The sequence below is a fragment of the Chitinimonas violaceus genome (assembly GCF_052601015.1).
The window spans coordinates 1-18,243 of the sequence record NZ_JBQXDJ010000029.1; the positions used below are offsets into that span (position 1 = coordinate 1).

Genomic DNA, 18,243 nt, shown 5'->3' on the forward strand with positions numbered 1-18,243 from the left:
AGCACTAACTTGATGGCTTCCGCTCGGTATTCCGACGTATAGCTTTGTGTTTCTCTCTTACTCACCGCAGCCTCCTGTTGGCTCAAGTTTACCAATCAGGTGTGTCTACGGAATTCAGGCTACCTCATGATGCGCACATTCGACTCGACCTCAAGCTTTACTTGGCACCGCATACGGTGGGAAATTTCGGTCAGTACTTCATAGTCGATTCCGGCGGGCTGCTTATTAGCATTCAGGAAGAAGTAACGACCAAACTCGTCTGCAACTATTCGCAGATCCGGAGCACATGCACCTGCGCTCGCTTTACTCAAAGAGGCGAGTAGGCTGAATACGATGAGTGCGAGACACAGCAGCTTGCGCCGCATGAATGCTCCTCAAGGAATCAATTCCAAGTCTGCTGCTAGTCAGCGATACGTTGCTGAAAACATGCCTGGAATACTCATTTACCATTTGTAAACGTCGCTTCCTCGGCTTTTTCGTCTTGTTCCGCTCTAGCTTGCGAGACTATGGGGAGTTTCTAGAGAAAACGGTCCAGCAAGCGACGACTATTCTTATCCAGCTTAGCCAAGTCACGGATCAGATACTGTATGCCGTGGCTGTCGAGTATCAAGAGCCCATCCCGTCCCAGCCGGCGAATATCTTCCTCTCCTTTCAGGATCAACTGGGTGTTGCCCCGGTCGGTAAGGACTGTCCAGGTGCTGGGCGTGGCGAAACTTGAGACGGCGATCAGCTGTTGCAGCTCAGGCATGAATTCGCGGTTGGCCAACTCCTCTTGAACCAGTTTGCGCTGGTCTTCACGCAGTTCGCTCAGATGATCAATCCAGCCGACTTCGTGCCCATCGGTATTGATCAGTGAGATGCCCTTATCGGGTTCGGCAACCGGGAATGCCCGAACAGGGACGACGCCCTCGTGCCTGCCAATATCGGGTGACTCGAGCACCAGACGACCAAACACGTTGCGTTGCAGTTGGAAAGTGGATTGGGTCATATATATTCCCGCTTATTCGCTGTCATCGGGGTCGGTATCGACATTGCGTGCCTGGGCTTCGTACAGCCTGTAGTAGGCACCTTCTCGCGCCATCAGCTCACTGTGCGGGCCGACCTCGACGATTTCGCCGCGGTCCATAACCACTAGCCGATCGGCTTGCCGCAACGTAGACAGGCGGTGGGCGATGGCAATGGTGGTGCGGCCACGCACCAGGTTATCGAGCGCTTTCTGGATTTCCTTTTCCGTTTCGGTATCGACGGACGAAGTAGCCTCATCCAGGATAAGAATCGGAGGGTCAATCAGGAGCGCGCGGGCAATCGAGATGCGCTGGCGTTCGCCGCCCGACAAACCTTGGCCGCGTTCACCGACCAAGGAGTCGTAGCCTAGGGGCAAGCGTAGGATGAATTCATGCGCATGGGCGGCTCTTGCCGCGGCGATGATCTCTTCCCGGCTGGCATCGGGCCTGCCGTAGGCGATGTTCTCGGCAATGGTGCCAAAGAACAGGAAGGGCTCCTGCAGTACCAGACCGATATTGCGGCGGAAGCTGCTGACTGTCAGCGAGCGGATATCGGTGCCATCGAGCAGGATGGCGCCCTCGCTGACATCGTAGAACCGGCAGATCAGGTTCACCAGGGTGCTCTTGCCAGAGCCACTGTGGCCGACCAAGCCAACCATCTCCCCTGGCTGGAGGGTAAGGGAGAGATTCTTGATGACAGCACGGTTGCCGTAGCGGAATCGGATGTCACGCAGTGCGATCTGGCCTTTTACGGTACCCAGTGCCACGGGCTTGGTGGGTTCCGGTACGTTTGAGACATGGTCGAGGATGTCGAAGATGCGTTTTGCAGCAGCAGCGGCTTTCTGGGTAACCGACACGATGCGGCTCATCGAGTCGAGCCGGCCGTAGAAGCGGCCGATATAAGCTAAAAAGGCGGTAAGCGTACCGACGGTGACATCTTGGTGGGCAATCAGCCAAATGCCGAAGGCCCAGACCACGAGTAGGCCGGTATCGGTAAGCAGCGACACCGTGGGCGAGAACATCGACCAGACTTTGTTCAACTTGTCGTTGATAGCAAGGTTATGTTTGTTGGCTTCGCGAAAACGCAGCGCTTCGCGTTCCTCCTGCGCAAATGCCTTCACGACGCGGATCCCGGGAATGGTGTCGGCCAGTACGCTGGTTACCTCGCCCCAGGTGCGGTCGATTTTCTCGAAGCCGGTACGCAGACGGTCGCGCACCATGTGGATCATCCAGGCGATGATCGGTAGAGGGATCAGCGTGGCGAGGGCAAGCCAGGGGTTGATGCTGAAAAGGATGAGCGTGGTCATCAGCAACATCAACACGTCGGTGATGAAGTCCAGCGCATGCAGGGACAGGAACACACTGATACGGTCCGATTCCGAACCGATGCGCGACATCAAATCGCCAGTACGTTTGCCACCGAAGTACTCCAGTGAGAGTTGCAGCAGATGCTCGTAGGTGGTGGTGCGAAGGTCGGCGCTGATGCGTTCACTGACCAAGGCAAGAATATAAGTCTTCCCCCAGCCCAAGCCCCACGACACCAGCGCTGCGCCCAACATGCCGGAAAGGTAGAACGCTACGGTCTCAGGGTTGATGTGTTCGCCGTTCTGGAAAGGGATCAACACCTTGTCCATAAGCGGCATGGTCAGGTAAGGGGAGACCAGGGTGGCGGCGGTTGATCCGAGCATCAACAAAAACCCCGCCAACAACTGGCCTTGGTAGGGTTTGGCGAAGCGCCAGAGCCGTAATAGGGTCCAGGTCGATGGCGGTTGGTGAATCTCCCGGGTGCAGACGGGACATTCCTCGGTATCGGGGTCCAATTCGCCCTTGCACTTGGGGCATAGATTCTTTGTTGCAGGCTCTACCGGGATGCCGGTCAGTACGCTTTGCAGTTGCTGCTGGAATTGATCGATCAGGCGTAGTGCCGCAGGGCTGTTACCCAGGGTGTAGCGCCACAAGGCGAGTCTTCCAGTGCTATCTTGAAGTTCAAGACTGGCGACACCGGCATGGTCATGTTGGCTTAGCGTCAACCCTTGGCGAAGCGGGAAACTAATCCAGTCGGTTTGCCCGGCGGGTTTGCTCAGCAACCGGCGATTGGTCAGCACAAGGAGGCCATTGTCGAAGTGCAAGCGGTTGTCGAGATCATGCTCGACCCAGCCGACCAGCTGTTCATTGGCCCCCAGTTGAGCTGCGGCATCGGCTCGCCATGTATCGGGGAGCGGATGCGGGATTACAGCATTGGCAGCGTGTTCGAATATCATTAGGGGTTACTTACTGGAGTCAAGGCAGCATGACTCGGGTTGGTGACAAGGATTGCGCAATGCTCTCTGGCAATGTAAACGTCATGGTTGCGCAAGGTGATGCAGGCGACGATTGGCGAGGTAAATCAGCGTAGTCTGATCTAATTAAGCCAAGCTTAAGCTTGCGTAGCTCAGTATTCGCGATTATACCCGCGCCCCTGCGCTCACCGAATTTGTCCTGTTACCGGCTCGCTCGCGAATGGATGGACGCGTGTCTGCCTTTCCCTTGATTATTGGATCATGAAGAAAAATATCGAGTTTCTCCGCGTCGCTTATCTGGGCGGCCCAAATATCTGGACCTATCGGCCAGTTGTCGAGGCTTGGGTCGATATTGGCGCGCTAGAAGATGCGCCCTCCAATACCATCCCTGGTTTTTATGAACGCTTGACTGATTGGCTGCCCGGTCTGATAGAGCACCGCTGCGGGGTTGGGGAGCGTGGCGGGTTTTTGCAGCGCTTGCGTGAGGGCACATGGGCCGGCCATATCATGGAACATGTTGCAATTGAGCTACAGAATCTCGCGGGCCTGAAAGTGGGATTTGGCAAGGCGCGTGGGGTAGGTCCGGACAAACCCGGTATCTACAAGGTTGCGGTGCGTGCTCGTAACGAGAAGGTGGGTATTGCAGCTATCCATGCTGCGCGCGATCTGGTCATGGCGGCAGTCGAGGACCAACCCTATGATGTGACGGCTACCGTCGCCCAACTGCGTGATCTGATCGATACGCACCACCTTGGCCCCAGCACGGCAGCCATTGTCGATGCAGCAGCCGAGCGGCGTATTCCTTATATCCGCCTTAACAGCGGCAATCTGGTTCAGCTTGGATATGGCGTCAACCAACGGCGCATCTGGACGGCAGAAACTGACCAGACCAGCGCGATTGCAGAAGGTATCTCCAGCGACAAAGACATGACCAACCGGCTATTGAAGGCGTGTGGCGTGCCCGTGCCGGAAGGCGAAGTAGTCGATAGCCCGGAGGCCGCCTGGGAAGTAGCGCAGGATATTGGCCTGCCAGTCGTAGTTAAGCCGACGGACGGTAACCATGGCCGTGGCGTGACGCTGGATGTAAGAGAACGGGCCGATATTGAGGCGGCCTATCACTTTGCCGAGCGGCACGGCAGCGAAGTGCTGGTTGAGCGTTTCATCCCCGGTAACGAACACCGCCTCTTGGTAGTGGGGGGCAAAGTTGTTGCTGCCGCGCGCGGTGAAACAGCGTGGGTGAAGGGTGATGGGGTTGCGACCGTGGCCGAGCTGGTGGAGCGCCAACTGAACAGCGACCCACGCCGTGGTGATGCTGAAGCGTTTCCATTAAGCCGTATCGATATCGACGACGATGTGGCCATCCAGAATGATTTGGCGCGCCAGGACCTGACTGCGAAGTCGATACCGGCAGTTGACCAGGCCGTATTGATCCAACGTAACGGCAATGTCGCTTATGAAGTCAGCAATCTGGTACACCCGGACGTTGCGGCGACTGTGGCGTTAGCCACCCGCATTGTTGGCCTCGATATCGCCGGGGTTGATGTGGTTGCCGAGGATATTGGCCGTCCGCTTGATGAGCAGGGTGGTGCGGTGGTCGAGGTCAATGCCGGTCCTGGACTATTGATGCATCTGAAGCCTGCCGGTGGCGAAGCCCAGCCTGTCGGCCGTGCGATTGTGGACCATCTGTTCCCCGATAGCAGCACGAGCGCAGGTCGTATTCCTGTCGTTGGCGTTTGTGGTACTGAACAGACCCAGCAGGTTGCCAAGCTGATCGCCCGGCTGATTCAACTGTTCGGTCTGCATACCGGCCTGGCTTGCAAGGAAGGGCTTTTCCTCGACCGTCGTCGTTTCGATTCGGGCGATGGCACAACGTTACAAGCGGGCCAACGTCTCCTTATCAACCGGACGGTACAAGCCGCTGTATTTGAAAACAGCGCTGAGACCATTTTGCAGGAAGGTCTGAGTTACGACCGCTGTGATGTGGGTGTGGTGACCGATTCCAATGGTGTCGAAGCGTTGGCCAAGTTTTATATCAGTGATGACGACCAGCATTACAACGTGTTGCGTACTCAGGTTGACGTAGTGTTGCCTAGCGGCGCGGCGGTTTTGAATGCCGACGATGAACGTGTGCTTGAGTTGGCGGATTTGTGTGATGGCGAGGTGATCCTCTATAGCCAGGATGCTGCATTGCCAGCTGTGGTGGAACACCTTGCTCAAGGAAGGCGTGCGGTATTTATTCGCGCTGGTGAGTGGTTGCTGGTGCACGGCTCAGAAGAAACCCGACTTGGCATCTCGCCTAAGAGTGGGAACTTGACCCGTGGCACCTTGCTGGCCGCAGTGGCCGCGGCATGGGCCATGAATTTGCCGCTTGAGTTGATAGGCGTCGGTATTGAAACCTTTGTCAGCGAGTCGGGCCAGGGCTGAGCCCGGCTGGATAAGCCAATTTGGCAGTGCTGATAGTGCCGCCGTTTTACGTTTTAGGATAAGCACGAATGGAAGTTTCACGTATCCGCGCTTTGCGCGGCCCCAATCTGTGGAGTCGGCATACGGTTATCGAGGCGGTGGTTGCCTGCAGCGAAACCGAATGTGCCATTGCCAACATCCCTGGCTTTGAAGCTCGCCTGCGTGCCAGTTTCCCTGACCTTGCGATAATGCAGCCCATGGGGCACGAAGACCCAGTATCGATTGCACATGCGTTGGAATTAGCAGCGCTGGGTTTGCAGGAAGAGGCAGGTTGTCCTGTGACTTTCAGTCGTACCGTCCAGACGGTAGAGCCCGGTGTGTTCCAGGTTGTGGTTGAGTACAGCGAGGAGGCCGTGGGTAAGTTGGCTTTCGAGTTGGCGCTGTCGCTTTGCGTTTCAGCGCTTGACGACACGTCGTTTGACTTGGCGGATGCATTGGCGAGGCTGCGTGAGCTGGATGAAGATGAACGTCTTGGTCCCAGTACCGGTGCGATTGTTGATGCGGCCGTGGCGCGGGGTATTCCGATTCGCCGTTTGACGCAAGGCAGCATGGTGCAGTTTGGTTGGGGGAGCAAACAACGCCGGATTCAGGCCGCGGAAATTGATCGTACCGGTGCGATTGCAGAGGCGATTGCGCAGGACAAAGAGCTTACCAAGACCTTGTTACACGCGGCTGGTGTGCCGGTGCCGCTTGGTCGGCCGGTGCGTGATGCCGAAGATGCATGGGTTGCTGCTACGGAGATCGGTTTGCCTGTTGTGGTCAAGCCCCAGGATGGCAATCAGGGCAAGGGAGTGACGGTGAATATCGTCACTCGGAATCATTTGGAAATTGCTTATAAGTCAGCGCGTGAATTCCGTGATGACATCATGGTCGAGCGTTATCTACCGGGGCATGACTTCCGGTTGTTGGTGGTGGGCGACAAGCTGGTTGCCGCTGCTCGACGTGACCCTCCGCAAGTGATCGGCGATGGCGTGCATACGGTGCGCCAGTTGGTCGATCAGGTAAATACCGATCCACGACGTGGCGAAGGCCACTCCACTTCGCTGACCAAGATCCGGTTTGACGACATTGCTTTGGCGCGTCTGGCTGTGCAGGGTTTGAGTGCGGATTCAGTTCCCGCCAAGGGCCAGCGTGTCGTGTTGCGCAATAACGCCAATCTCAGTACTGGTGGTTCCGCTACTGATGTAACGGACGATGTTCACCCCGAAGTGGCCGCACGTGCAGTTGCTGCCGCCAAGATGGTTGGGCTGGATATCTGTGGTGTGGACATGGTTTGCGATAGTGTGCTCAAGCCTTTGGAAGAGCAGGGCGGTGGTATCGTCGAAGTGAATGCCGCGCCTGGACTGCGTATGCATTTAAGCCCTTCCTATGGCAAGGGCCGCGCTGTTGGCGAAGCGATTGTTACGGAGTTATTCGGCCATGGTGACGATGGTCGTATCCCTGTCGTGGCGGTGACGGGCACCAATGGCAAGACCACCACGGTACGTTTGATTACTCATTTGATTGCGCAAAGCGGCTTACGGGTTGGTATGACCAATACCGATGGCGTCTACGTCAACGGAAAGCAGATCGATAGCGGTGATTGCAGCGGTCCACGCAGCGCCCGCAATGTATTGATGCACCCTGATGTGGATGCCGCTGTTTTTGAAACGGCTCGTGGTGGTGCGTTACGGGAGGGTTTGGCGTTCGATCGCTGCCAAGTGGCGGTGGTAACGAATATCGGCATGGGTGATCACCTGGGCCTGAATTACATCACGACGGTCGAAGACTTGGCGGTGCTCAAACGGGTGATCGTGCAGAATGTTTCGCCCAATGGTACGGCGGTGCTCAATGCTGCTGATCCATTGGTGGCGAACATGGCAGCACACTCCCAGGGCGAAGTGATCTTTTTTGCGGCAGACGGGCACAACCCGATGATGGTTACCCAGCGTACTCAGGGCAAGAAGGTTGTTTATGTCGAGGACAGCCAGATTATCGCAGCGGAGGGGAGCTTCCGTTATGCGATTGCGTTGAAAGAGATACCTATCACGCATGGTGGCAGCATCAGCTTCCAGGTCGAGAATGTCATGGCGTCCGTCGCTGCAGCATGGGCATTGAATCTGGATTGGAAGGTTATTGCATTTGGTTTGGCGAATTTCGCTAATGATACCAATAACGCGCCGGGCAGATTCAATCTGTTCAATTATCGTGGTGCAACAGTAATTGCGGACTATGGCCATAACCCTGATGCCATGCTGGCGCTGGTTCAGGCTGTAAAGGCTATTCCAGCGAAGCGACGCTCAGTAGTGATCAGTGGTGCTGGTGACCGGCGCGATGATGATATCCGCCAGCAGACCCAGATTCTGGGTGCGGCTTTTGAAGAAGTGCTGCTCTACCAGGATGCCTGCCAACGAGGCCGCCTTGATGGCGAAGTGATTGGCTTGCTGCGTGAAGGCCTTAAGGGGGCGCCATGTACTGAATACGTTGCGGAAATTCGGGGCGAGTTTGTGGCGATCGACACTGCCTTGGCACGGCTGCAAGCAGGTGATTTGTGCTTGATCCTGGTCGACCAGGTTGAGGAAGCGCTAGCCTATATCGCAAAGCAGGTTGCTTTGGGCTGAGGCTTTTTCTGCGTCTTTGAACAAGTTCTAACAAGCCTGCTGGTCTGAAGATCGGCGGGCTTTGTGTTTTTCAACAATGGGGATACATATAAGGATTTCCCATTTTCATGCTTGGACTTTGCTGTGTCTGACCCCATCTGGAAACCAAATACCACTGTTGCTGCTGTAATCGAACACAACGGGCGTTTTCTACTGGTGGAAGAGGAAACCGACGACGGTCTGCGTTTTAACCAGCCAGCTGGCCACCTCGATCCCGATGAATCCTTACTGAGTGCCTGCGTGCGCGAAACGAAGGAGGAAACCACGTACCTTGTTAAGCCAACGGCGCTGGTGGGTATTTACCAGTGGTCGCCACCGACAAAGCCGGGGCTGACATACTTGCGCTTTGCCTATGCAGCCCCACTGGATGCCGAGGGACCTACTCCAGGTATAACGGTGACAAATCTTAACGGTGCAGCGGGGAAAACCAAGGATGGCACTATGGCGACCCTGGATAACGGCATTGTCCGGGCTGTCTGGTTGAGTTACGAAGAAGTGCAGACCAGCCGCCACCACCACCGTAGCCCCCTGGTATTGCAGTGCATTGATGATTACCGCGCAGGGCGGCGTTTTCCGCTCGATTTGATACGCCATTATGACTAATACCTCTACCCGCATCGTTGTCGGTCTTTCCGGCGGCGTAGATTCATCCGTTACCGCTTCTTTGCTCAAGCAGCAGGAGTACGACCTGCTCGGCGTATTCATGCAGAACTGGGAAGACGACAACGACGATGAGTTTTGTTCGATCAAGGAAGACTCACGCGATGCGATTGCGGTAGCTGATATTGTCGGCATCGATATAGAGCTGGTGAATTTCGCAAGCGAATATAAAGACCGCGTCTTTGCGTATTTTCTTGCCGAATATCAGGCTGGCAGAACCCCGAATCCTGATGTGCTCTGTAATGCCGAGATCAAGTTCAAGGCGTTCCTCGATTATGCGCTAAGCATGGGGGCCAGCAAAATTGCCACGGGACATTACGCGCGTACCGATATTGGTCCGGATGGTAAGACCCGACTATTGCGTGGAATCGATGAAAGCAAGGACCAGAGCTATTTTCTCTATCGACTTTCGCAATACCAAGTGTCGCATGCCATGTTCCCCTTGGGTGGCTTGAAGAAGACCGAGGTACGCCGGTTGGCTGAAGAGGCCGGTTTACCCAACCATGCCAAGAAAGATTCGACGGGGATCTGCTTTATTGGTGAGCGGCCCTTCCGGGAGTTTCTTAACCGCTATCTGCCGAAAGAGCCAGGCCCGATGCTTACACCGGAAGGCAAGCGGGTCGGTGAGCATATGGGCTTGATGTATTACACGCTTGGACAGCGCCAGGGGTTGAACATTGGTGGCCCTGGCGAGCCATGGTATGTGGCTGGTAAAGAGATTGAAAAGAACGAGTTGATCGTAGTGCAAGGACATGACCACCCGCTGCTATTGAAGAATAGCTTGGAAGCAGATCAACTGAGTTGGATAGCGGACACGGCACCGGTTCCTGGACGTTATACAGCCAAGACACGATATCGCCAGGCAGATGCCGCTTGTGAATTGGTCGGTATCGAGAATGGCATCGCTCGTGTCCATTTTACCGAGCCGCAGTGGGCGGTTACCCCAGGCCAGTCAGTGGTTTTGTACGATGGGCCCGTATGCCTGGGTGGGGGCGTAATCATTTAGAGTCTGTTCAAAGTCTTCTGCACAGCGGTGCTCAGGGTTCATGTGGTGCTCAAAAGCCCTGCTAACAGCTGCTCACGACAGATCTTGAACAAGCTCTTGAAACTTGTTCAATGCCTCGCCAGGAAAGCTAGGAAAAGGTGAAAACCATTGGGCGTTTTGCCGCCCTTGCTGGCGCTATCTCTTGTATGCTAATCGCATGTATTAGGGTATTACTACACATTGCTGAATCAGAAACTTTGATTCAGCTTGTAGTCTAAGCATCTGTTTACGATTCGTTGTAAGTGGTTGTTGAGAAGTTAGTAAATACAGTGCTGAATCCGGAGTGGCCCGTTTTATCTGGTGTGCTGTGATGGCTGTAAGATCGTAAACAAGTTCTGGCATGATCATTCAATCCTCGATAGGGGGAAGCAGTATGAGTTTATGGAACAAACTGACCGCCGAATTCATTGATATCGTTGAATGGATGGAGGATCGGCCTGACGTATTGGTGCACCGTTTTGAGCGGTATCAGAACGAAATCAAGATGGGCGCCAAACTTACCGTTCGCGAAGGTCAGTTGGCCGTTATGGTCAATGAAGGCCAGCTGGGCAAAGGACAGGTGGCCGATGTGTTCGGGCCTGGCATGTATACGCTCAGTACTGAGAACATGCCGATCCTGGCGACGATTAAAGGCTGGAAGTACGGTTTCAACTCTCCCTTCAAGGCTGAAGTTTATTTCTTTAATACCCGCATCTTCACTGATCTGAAGTGGGGTACCCCAGGTCCGGCCACCATGCGTGATCCGGAATTTGGTGTGGTGAGAGTCACTTCTTTCGGGCTTTATGCAATTCGCGTCAAAGACCCTAAAACCATGCTTGTGGATTTGGTCGGTACCAAAGCGGACTTTACCGTCGGTGATATCGAAGAGAATCTACGCGGTAAGGTAGGCACCCGTATTAAGGAGGTGATGCCGGAAGCCGGCGTTCCCGTGATCGATCTGGAAAGCAAGGTCACTGTGTTGGGTGAGCGTATCCGTGAGAAGATCGCTGCTGATTTTGAAAAGTTTGGTTTAGTGCTGACCGAAGTTCAGGTTCAGGACATCGGCTTGCCGGAGGAAGTGGAAAAAGCCATCGATCAGCAAGGTGCAATGCGTGCCATTGGCAACATGCAGCAATTTGGTCAATATCAAGCTGCTCAGGCGATACGCGATGCTGCACAGAACCCTGGCACTGTAGGCGGTGTTATAGGGTTGGGTGTTGGTATGGGGCTGAATCAGGCAATGGGTGGTTTGTTCCAGCCTGGGGCAGCATCTGGCGTAGCGACCCCACCGCCGCTACCGACCAGTGCAGTTTTCTTTGTGGCGTTGAATGGCCAACAGACAGGACCCTTTGATTTGGCTACTTTGCAGACTCAGGCACAGTCTGGCCAGCTAGGGCGGGATACGTTGGTCTGGAAGCAAGGAATGGCGGCGTGGGCTGCAGCAGGAGAGCAAGCGGAATTGGCGTCTTTATTTGCACAGACACCACCTCCAATCCCACCACAATAAGTGACAAAATCCCGGCGCGCATACAGAGGTGAAGAATCTCATGCGCGCTGTCTGCTTCAAATTACAAATACGATCGTTTCTACGTCAGCGGTGACAGTAAGGCCCACCTTGCTATTACCGCAAAGGCGTCGCGTCTGTTGAATATCTAATGAGGTGGTGGGTTGTGTTCAGCAAACATGAAGCCGATACACAGCGACATACCGATAAGTAACAACAGGTCTGCGACAAGGCCTGTGCTTCCGGCAAACCCGAGTAAGCCAGACAGTATGGAAATGGTGAAGAACGCGACGGTCCAGTAGAACATGGCAATCCTCCTGACTAAATCTATGCTGCGCCCGGCCGATTCACCGATTGGCTGGCTTGAAATGCTGCCAACGCAGTACCTGGATGAAGATATTTAATCGATACCAGGTTTAGCGAACCCGCCATGACGCTGAATGCCCACGACCCACAAAGGGTGTGGTTGTGGGCAATCCGTCTCTTGATTAGTGCTTCTCTTTACTGTTGACAAGAGACGAGCCATCAGTAGTCAGACTAAGCGTGAGCCGTAATGTTCGCGACTTTCTAACGCTTTGTCATATTTATTTTTTACATTGTTCTTTTTGTTATTAATAATCAATTGCTTGTCAAATTTCCAGTTGTGGATAAGTATATATTTTGATTGACAGTTCTTTTTCGTAACGATGTTGTAATAAGTTATTGATATGTAAGTAAATTTTTCAATCCGTTCGTCGCTTTTTTCTTGAGGCGTTTCGACCAAATTGGAACAAAATGAGTTCGCGTTATTTCCCTTGCACCGCTTGCGGTGCCAAGCTGACCTTTACACCTGGTCAACACTCTCTTAGCTGTCCTTACTGTGGCGTTAACAACCCAATTCCAGAAGCCTTGCCCGATCAGGTGGCTGAGGCTGTGGAAGAGCTGGACTACGCTGCTTTCCTGGCTAAAGCCGTCGGTAGTGAACCCGCTATTGAACGACAAACGGTGAAGTGCCCTGGTTGTGGCGCAGCTTCACAACTGGCGGCAAATATTGCCGCCGACCGTTGTCCTTTCTGCGCGGTCCCGTTGATTGCCAGCAATGCTTATGCTGGGCGTACTTTGCGGCCAAAGGCAGTAGCGCCGTTTTCAATTGCCGAGCAAGTAGCGCGCCAGAAATTTCGGGATTGGATGCAAGGACTATGGTTCGCACCCAATGCGCTCAAACAGGCGTACAGGGCGGCTAGGGGCTTGCAAGGGATATATCTCCCGTACTGGACGTATGACAGCGAAACGTATACCCCTTATCAAGGTGAACGGGGCGATTACTACTACGAGACTGAGTCGTACGTTGAGAATGGTGAACGCAAAACCCGTGAAGTGCAGCAGACGCGTTGGTCAAGGGTTTCTGGCGAGGTGGATATCAGTTTTGATGACGTGACGGTTCCGGCGAGCAAGTCGTTGCCACGGGACTATCTGGACAAGCTGGAGCCTTGGCGTTTGAACGACTTGCAACCCTATCGTGAGGACTACTTGTCGGGCTTTACGGTAGAGGCTTATCAAGTAGGGCTGGAAGCAGGGTTCGAGGCTGCCAGAGGACGAATGGAGTCTGAAATACGTAGCGCCATTCACCGCGATATCGGTGGCGATCAACAACGCATTCAAACCATGTCGCCTTCGTATCGGGAAATCCGTTTCAAGCACATTTTGCTGCCCATATGGCTGTCGAGTTACCAGTATGGGGGCAAGACCTGGCGCTTTTTAGTGAATGGGCAGACCGGGGAAGTACAGGGTGAACGCCCATGGTCGGCATGGAAAATCGCCTTTGCAGTACTAGGTGTATTGTTGGTGTTGGGTTTGTTGATGTATTTACGGGGGCATTAATAGGAAGTATTCGGGTCGCTTGGATTACTGCGTGTCAAAAAATAAAACGCCGGGTTTGTGCCCGGCGTTTTATTTGGCGGGGGTGAATTTATTCTTGCGTAGTTCCTACTTTTACGGGCTTACTCGCCAAGCTTTCCGTTAAGCCGAGCATACGTACGAATTCGCCGCGATATCCGAAGCGGTCATCACCACGTGCAGCGGTTGCCAGCGTACGGATCTGGGCGAAATCGTAATTGCCCAGATACTTGCCACCATCGCTCAGCCTTTGGCCAAATGCGGCGACAGCGGCAGCGAAACGAAAGTCGCCCGACATTTCCGGTTTAATTGCACTGCGGCTGATCGGGAATTCCAATAACTGACTAGGCTGGCCTTGTGCTGACTTGTAACGCAACCGAAGGAAACCAAGCTCGAGATCTTTACCGGTCAGCTGCGGTTTATTGATGCGGTAACGCAGTGGGTCGAGGCTGCCTTTCTGATTGCTAAGGCTGATTTCATACAAAGCAGTCACTCGGTGGCCGGCACCAATTTCGCCTGCGTCCACTTTGTCGTTGCTGAAATCTTCCCGCTTAAGAGCACGGTTTTCAAAACCGATCTGGCGATACTCCTTTACGGTTGTTGGGTTGAATTCAAGCTGGATTTTTACGTCGCTTGCCACGGTAGCCAGAGTGGAGGTGAACTCATCGACTAATACTTTCTGCGCCTCCTGCAGGGTATCGATATAGCTATATGCACCGTTGCCAGCATCGGCAATTTGTTCCATCAGCTGCTCGTTGTAATTGCCTGTACCAAAGCCGAGTGAAGAGAGTGATACGCCTGACTTTCGTTTTTCTTCCACCAGGTTCTTCAGCGCATCGAAGTTGGTGATACCGACGTTGAAGTCACCATCGGTAGCCAGCAGGATGCGGTTGATACCTTTGGGCATAAAGCCCTGTTCCGCCATCTGGTAAGCCATCTGGATACCGGCAGCGCCGGCGGTTGATCCACTGGCATTCAAATTACTAATGGCTGCAAGGATGGTGGCTTTGTCATTGCCCGAAGTAGGTGGCAATGCAATAGCTTCACCGCTGGCATAGGTGACAATAGATAGCTTGTCCTGTGGGCGCAGCTGTTGCACGAACAATTTCAATGCGTTTTTCAGCAGCGGTAGCTTTTCGGGGGAATTCATCGAACCCGATATATCAATGAGCAGCACCAGGTTGGCCGGGGGCAGGCTGTCTTTGGCCGGGTCTGCTGTCTGGATGCCTATACGCAGTAACAACGTATTGGGGTTCCACGGCGTGGCAGCCAATTCTGTGGTTACCTCAAATGGGCGGTCTCCCTTAGGGCGTGGATAGTCATAGGGAAAGTAATTGACCAACTCTTCCACCCGTACCGCATCGCGTGGTGGCAAACGCCCTTCATTGAGAAAGCGGCGCAAATTACTGTAACTGCCAGTGTCCACATCAATGCTGAAGGTGGAAACAGGCTGTTCAGCCACACTCACAATGCCGTGCCGCTCTACCTTCTGATAGCGCTCTCTGTCCTCTTCCCGAATCGTGGTGATCAGGTCGGCATTCGGTGGTGCGGATCGCAGGTAGGGCTTCTGCAAGCCTGCGGCTACAGGTGCACTCATCTTGGCGATCGATGGTAGGGGCGGTGCAGCTGGCGCAGCTTGAGGTCGATGCACCATTTGGGCATTTGTCGAGGCAGGTGCCGCCTCTGCTTTTTCGGACGCGGGGGTGAGGGTTCCTCCCGATGGGGGCATGGTCTGTGAGCAAGCCATCAGCACCAAAGCTGCACAAAGCACGGAACAATGGCGGGTAGCGCGATACATAGGGGTATCTCCAGTTGGCGAACACGCAATTGAACGAAGCAGGGGCGGAATTGGGGTGAAGTTTCTGTCTGGTTGGTTTAGAACCGGTTCACAGTTTGCTACGCGTCAGCAATACGGCGTTGAAAACAACCTCGGAATGCTCATTTACCACTCGTAAACTCCGCTTCTTCGGGTGTTTTTGCCTTGTCTTGCCTTAGCTCGCGAGACTTTGAACCAGTTCTTAGGGCAGGACAAATTCAGGGGGGTGTGGTTTCGTCTTGTTCTGCGCTGGGGGCCGGCGCCAGATAGCCAATTATCACTAGCAACAAGCCGACACCCAGGAAGGAAACGATACGCGCCATACCCCCTGCATCAGCCAAGTCGACGAGGAAGAGTTTGACAACCGTCGCGCCGATCAGCCCGGCTCCAACTAGCCACAAGGACCGCCGACGACGCCATTTAGCGAGCAACATGGCAGTAAAGGCGCAAAGCGTCCAAAGCAATGACAATGCAGCCTGATAACTGCTGTCTTGCCAAAGCGCCGATGCTTGGAAGGGCTCATCCGCCAAATGATGGAACGCTCGTGCCAGCTGACTGTTCAACCAGTTGAATAACGCCATGCCCAACGCGGCTTGTATTGCAGCGTGATGGGAAGCAAGCTGGTTGTTGATGAAGGGGTGCCGTAGCCAGCGGACTAAGCCATAGGCAACCACTAACCAACCCAGGTCAAGTGGGTTGAGTAATGGGATATAGGTGACAGGTGTGGCATCACCTGTACTGGCCCAGGGTGCAATCAGCAAAATGCCGAAGCCAAGCCATACCATTGGTAATGGGATCTGCCATTGATATTCATGCTGGTAATTCCTGGCAGGCCAATATGCGTACAGCCAGGTACTGGTTAAGCCAACTAACAGCATTCCTGTACCAGCCAGCGCCCCTAGCCATGGCCACGCCGATCCGCTACCCAAACGGCTTGTGGCATCAGCCAACGTCCAGATCAGTAACAGGCTGAACAGCCAAGTGCCGGTGACATGAGCAAAGCGCCGCCCCGTTTCTGGCAATACTGTTTCGTCGTAACGCAGTGCTCCTACCTGTACGCATATGGCCAAGGGCCATGCTAGCCAACCCGCATCCTGCAGTGGTGTGGCTTGTTGCTGTGCAGCGTGCAGTAAAACCAGACCTAACGCTGGTGCAAGCCCTACAAGGGGGAGTCGTAAAGCCGGCCATTTCAAAGGTTGAGCCAGACAGGTGCTGACGGCAACGGTACCTGCGAACAATCCGACAGTAATGGCGATGTCAAATGGCCGGGGTGCAAACTGCAATACGGTGATCATGCTGCCGGCCAGCCATATCAATAGCCCCCAGCCAAGCAGGGCTAGATGGGGGGACTGTGGCCGGTTACGCCATATGGCGGCGCCTGCGAGCCAGCTTGCAACCAGAACCATTGTGCAGGCAACCAATGCGTTGGTCAGCCACGATTCACCAAAGGAAAGGTCGCGCAGCTGCACCAAGGCAATCAGGCCGGATGCGGCGATAAGCAAGTAGCCGGTGATGCGGCTCAACCTGCGGTCCTGGCGGCAGCCGAGCCATATGAGTCCCGCTCCTTCCAGTGCCCAGCTGGCACAGGTCCAGTAAACCCCCATCGCCAAGGGGATGGTGACCGTTGCAAAACCGACGGCCAACACGCAAAAAGCTTGTGCAAGTAGCGCCATAGCAGGCCGCTGGCGTAATACCTGCCAACCACACGCATAGACCACGGCCATGCTGGCGGCAGACCAGGCCAACATGGGTGCATTGCCTTCAACCAATGCAGTTTGCAGCCCGAAACCTACCAGAGGGACACCGAACACCAGGGTGGCGTCGACGGGATCACGTACCAAGGCGCCAAGATTGGCTAGGTGTTCGGTTTGGCGTCGGTAGGTGAATGCAATAGCCAGACCTAGGTAAAACAGCCAGAAGCCAATGAGGAACGGCTCAGTACTCGAAAAATTCACCGGCTGGTATCGCAATACACCCCATGCCGTTCCAATGACGAAGGTGAACAGAAAGCCCAATACATTCAGTCCACGCCACGCACGCGCCTGGGCAACCCAAGCAATGCCGAGGTTGAGTATGGCGTAGTAGGTAAACAGGGCAACATGGCTGCCTTGGTTGGTACTCGTCAAAATAGGTGCAAGGAAGCCCCCGGCCAGCCCGATAAGCGCAAGAGATTGGGCGGATTGTTTGACAGCCAGTGCGCCAGCCAGGGCGGCGAGCCCGGCCAGCAAGGCAAAGGCCGCCCCATCGGGGATTAGATGATGTAAGCGAAAGGCACTGAAAATAGTTAGAAAACCTACCCCCAATGCTCCTCCCAACAATGCATGGGCAAAGTCAGGTTTGGTATTGCGCTGTCGCCAAGCGAACGCTGCAGCAAGCCCTGCACCAGCCAACACACTGAGGTAGCGGATCTCTAAAGGAATACTGACGTGCTGAGCGGCATACTTGAGTAAGAATGCTGCACCCATCAATAGCAGCAATACGCCGACTTTGACCGCAGGATTCCCATGTAACAGCCAGCGTAATACTGGGTTGTCTGCCGAGATGGGGACGACTGTGGATGTATGGCGTTCAGGACTAGGTTGGGACGCAGGTATCGGCAGAGGTGGAACGGGTGGGATAGTAGTTGCCGGCTCAGGAGTTTCAACTGCCTCAGTAACAGGGGATGCTGGCGCTACTGGGGTGATGGGGAGATCAGGTTGCTGTACAGATTCAGATGCGATGAGTTGGTTGGTTTGGGCCGCTGCTTGTTTGACTTGGTTGGTTTCTAATTTAGCAAGTCGTTCGGCCAATTTGCGCAGCGTATTCTGTTGCTCACGTTCTCGGCCAATCAACCACCCAAGTATCGCGCCGATGACGCTTCCCGAGCCATGCCAAAACAACCCTCCCAGCAATAACCCGATACATAAACCCAACAGCGCCATCTACCTGCTCCTTGATTGGATGTACTACATGGTGGTCGACTGTTGCCAACAAGGCAAT

General features: G+C 54.4%; 12 protein-coding genes. 6 read left to right on the forward strand and 6 right to left on the reverse strand.

All coding sequences use genetic code 11. The features are described 5' to 3' along the window. Nucleotides 1-119 precede the first annotated feature (119 nt). The 3 genes from ACUHMQ_RS11400 to ACUHMQ_RS11410 form a co-directional block, all read right to left on the reverse strand. A complete protein-coding gene (locus ACUHMQ_RS11400) occupies nucleotides 120-365 on the reverse strand; it encodes a hypothetical protein (protein WP_445295585.1) in 246 nt (81 codons plus the stop codon). A gap of 152 nt (nucleotides 366-517) precedes the next feature. Further along, nucleotides 518-988: a cyanophycin metabolism-associated DUF1854 family protein gene (locus ACUHMQ_RS11405; RefSeq protein ID WP_445295586.1), complete on the reverse strand. Its 471-nt coding sequence runs from the start codon at nucleotides 986-988 to the stop codon at nucleotides 518-520. A gap of 12 nt (nucleotides 989-1,000) precedes the next feature. Then, nucleotides 1,001-3,265 (reverse strand): cyanophycin metabolism-associated ABC transporter, encoded by a 2,265-nt coding sequence (locus ACUHMQ_RS11410; RefSeq protein ID WP_445295587.1) that lies wholly within the window; start codon nucleotides 3,263-3,265, stop codon nucleotides 1,001-1,003. Nucleotides 3,266-3,544: 279 nt separating this feature from the next. Between ACUHMQ_RS11410 and ACUHMQ_RS11415 the strand changes: the two genes are divergently transcribed. From ACUHMQ_RS11415 to ACUHMQ_RS11435, 5 genes are all read left to right on the forward strand, one after another. Beyond that, nucleotides 3,545-5,707: a cyanophycin synthetase gene (locus tag ACUHMQ_RS11415; RefSeq protein WP_445295588.1), complete on the forward strand. Its 2,163-nt coding sequence runs from the start codon at nucleotides 3,545-3,547 to the stop codon at nucleotides 5,705-5,707. Nucleotides 5,708-5,775: 68 nt separating this feature from the next. Then, on the forward strand, nucleotides 5,776-8,346 hold the full coding sequence (gene cphA / locus ACUHMQ_RS11420) for a cyanophycin synthetase (RefSeq protein WP_445295589.1): 2,571 nt from the start codon (nucleotides 5,776-5,778) through the stop codon (nucleotides 8,344-8,346). Between the two features lie 123 nt (nucleotides 8,347-8,469). Further along, the gene (locus ACUHMQ_RS11425; protein ID WP_445295590.1) at nucleotides 8,470-8,988 is read left to right on the forward strand and encodes an NUDIX hydrolase; all 519 of its coding nucleotides are present in this window, start codon (nucleotides 8,470-8,472) and stop codon (nucleotides 8,986-8,988) included. Then, a complete protein-coding gene (gene mnmA / locus ACUHMQ_RS11430; protein ID WP_445295591.1) occupies nucleotides 8,981-10,051 on the forward strand; it encodes a tRNA 2-thiouridine(34) synthase MnmA in 1,071 nt (356 codons plus the stop codon). Before ACUHMQ_RS11425 ends, mnmA begins: the two co-directional genes overlap by 8 nt. A gap of 412 nt (nucleotides 10,052-10,463) precedes the next feature. Then, entirely contained in the window at nucleotides 10,464-11,576 is a 1,113-nt protein-coding gene (locus ACUHMQ_RS11435; protein WP_445295592.1) for an SPFH domain-containing protein, read from the forward strand. A gap of 145 nt (nucleotides 11,577-11,721) precedes the next feature. Here the strand turns inward: ACUHMQ_RS11435 and ACUHMQ_RS11440 are convergent, their stop codons facing one another. After that, nucleotides 11,722-11,880: a hypothetical protein gene (locus ACUHMQ_RS11440; RefSeq protein ID WP_445295593.1), complete on the reverse strand. Its 159-nt coding sequence runs from the start codon at nucleotides 11,878-11,880 to the stop codon at nucleotides 11,722-11,724. A 467-nt stretch (nucleotides 11,881-12,347) separates the two neighbouring features. Here ACUHMQ_RS11440 and ACUHMQ_RS11445 point away from each other — a divergent pair, with 467 nt between their 5' ends. Continuing rightward, entirely contained in the window at nucleotides 12,348-13,433 is a 1,086-nt protein-coding gene (locus ACUHMQ_RS11445) for a TFIIB-type zinc ribbon-containing protein (RefSeq protein ID WP_445295594.1), read from the forward strand. Nucleotides 13,434-13,521: 88 nt separating this feature from the next. Here ACUHMQ_RS11445 and ACUHMQ_RS11450 read toward each other — a convergent pair whose 3' ends face one another. Next, a complete protein-coding gene (locus ACUHMQ_RS11450; protein WP_445295595.1) occupies nucleotides 13,522-15,246 on the reverse strand; it encodes a vWA domain-containing protein in 1,725 nt (574 codons plus the stop codon). Between the two features lie 236 nt (nucleotides 15,247-15,482). Beyond that, nucleotides 15,483-18,185 carry a DUF2339 domain-containing protein gene (locus tag ACUHMQ_RS11455; RefSeq protein WP_445295596.1) on the reverse strand — a complete coding sequence of 901 codons (2,703 nt, stop codon included), beginning with the start codon at nucleotides 18,183-18,185 and terminating at the stop codon, nucleotides 15,483-15,485. Between the last annotated feature and the right edge of the window lie 58 nt (nucleotides 18,186-18,243).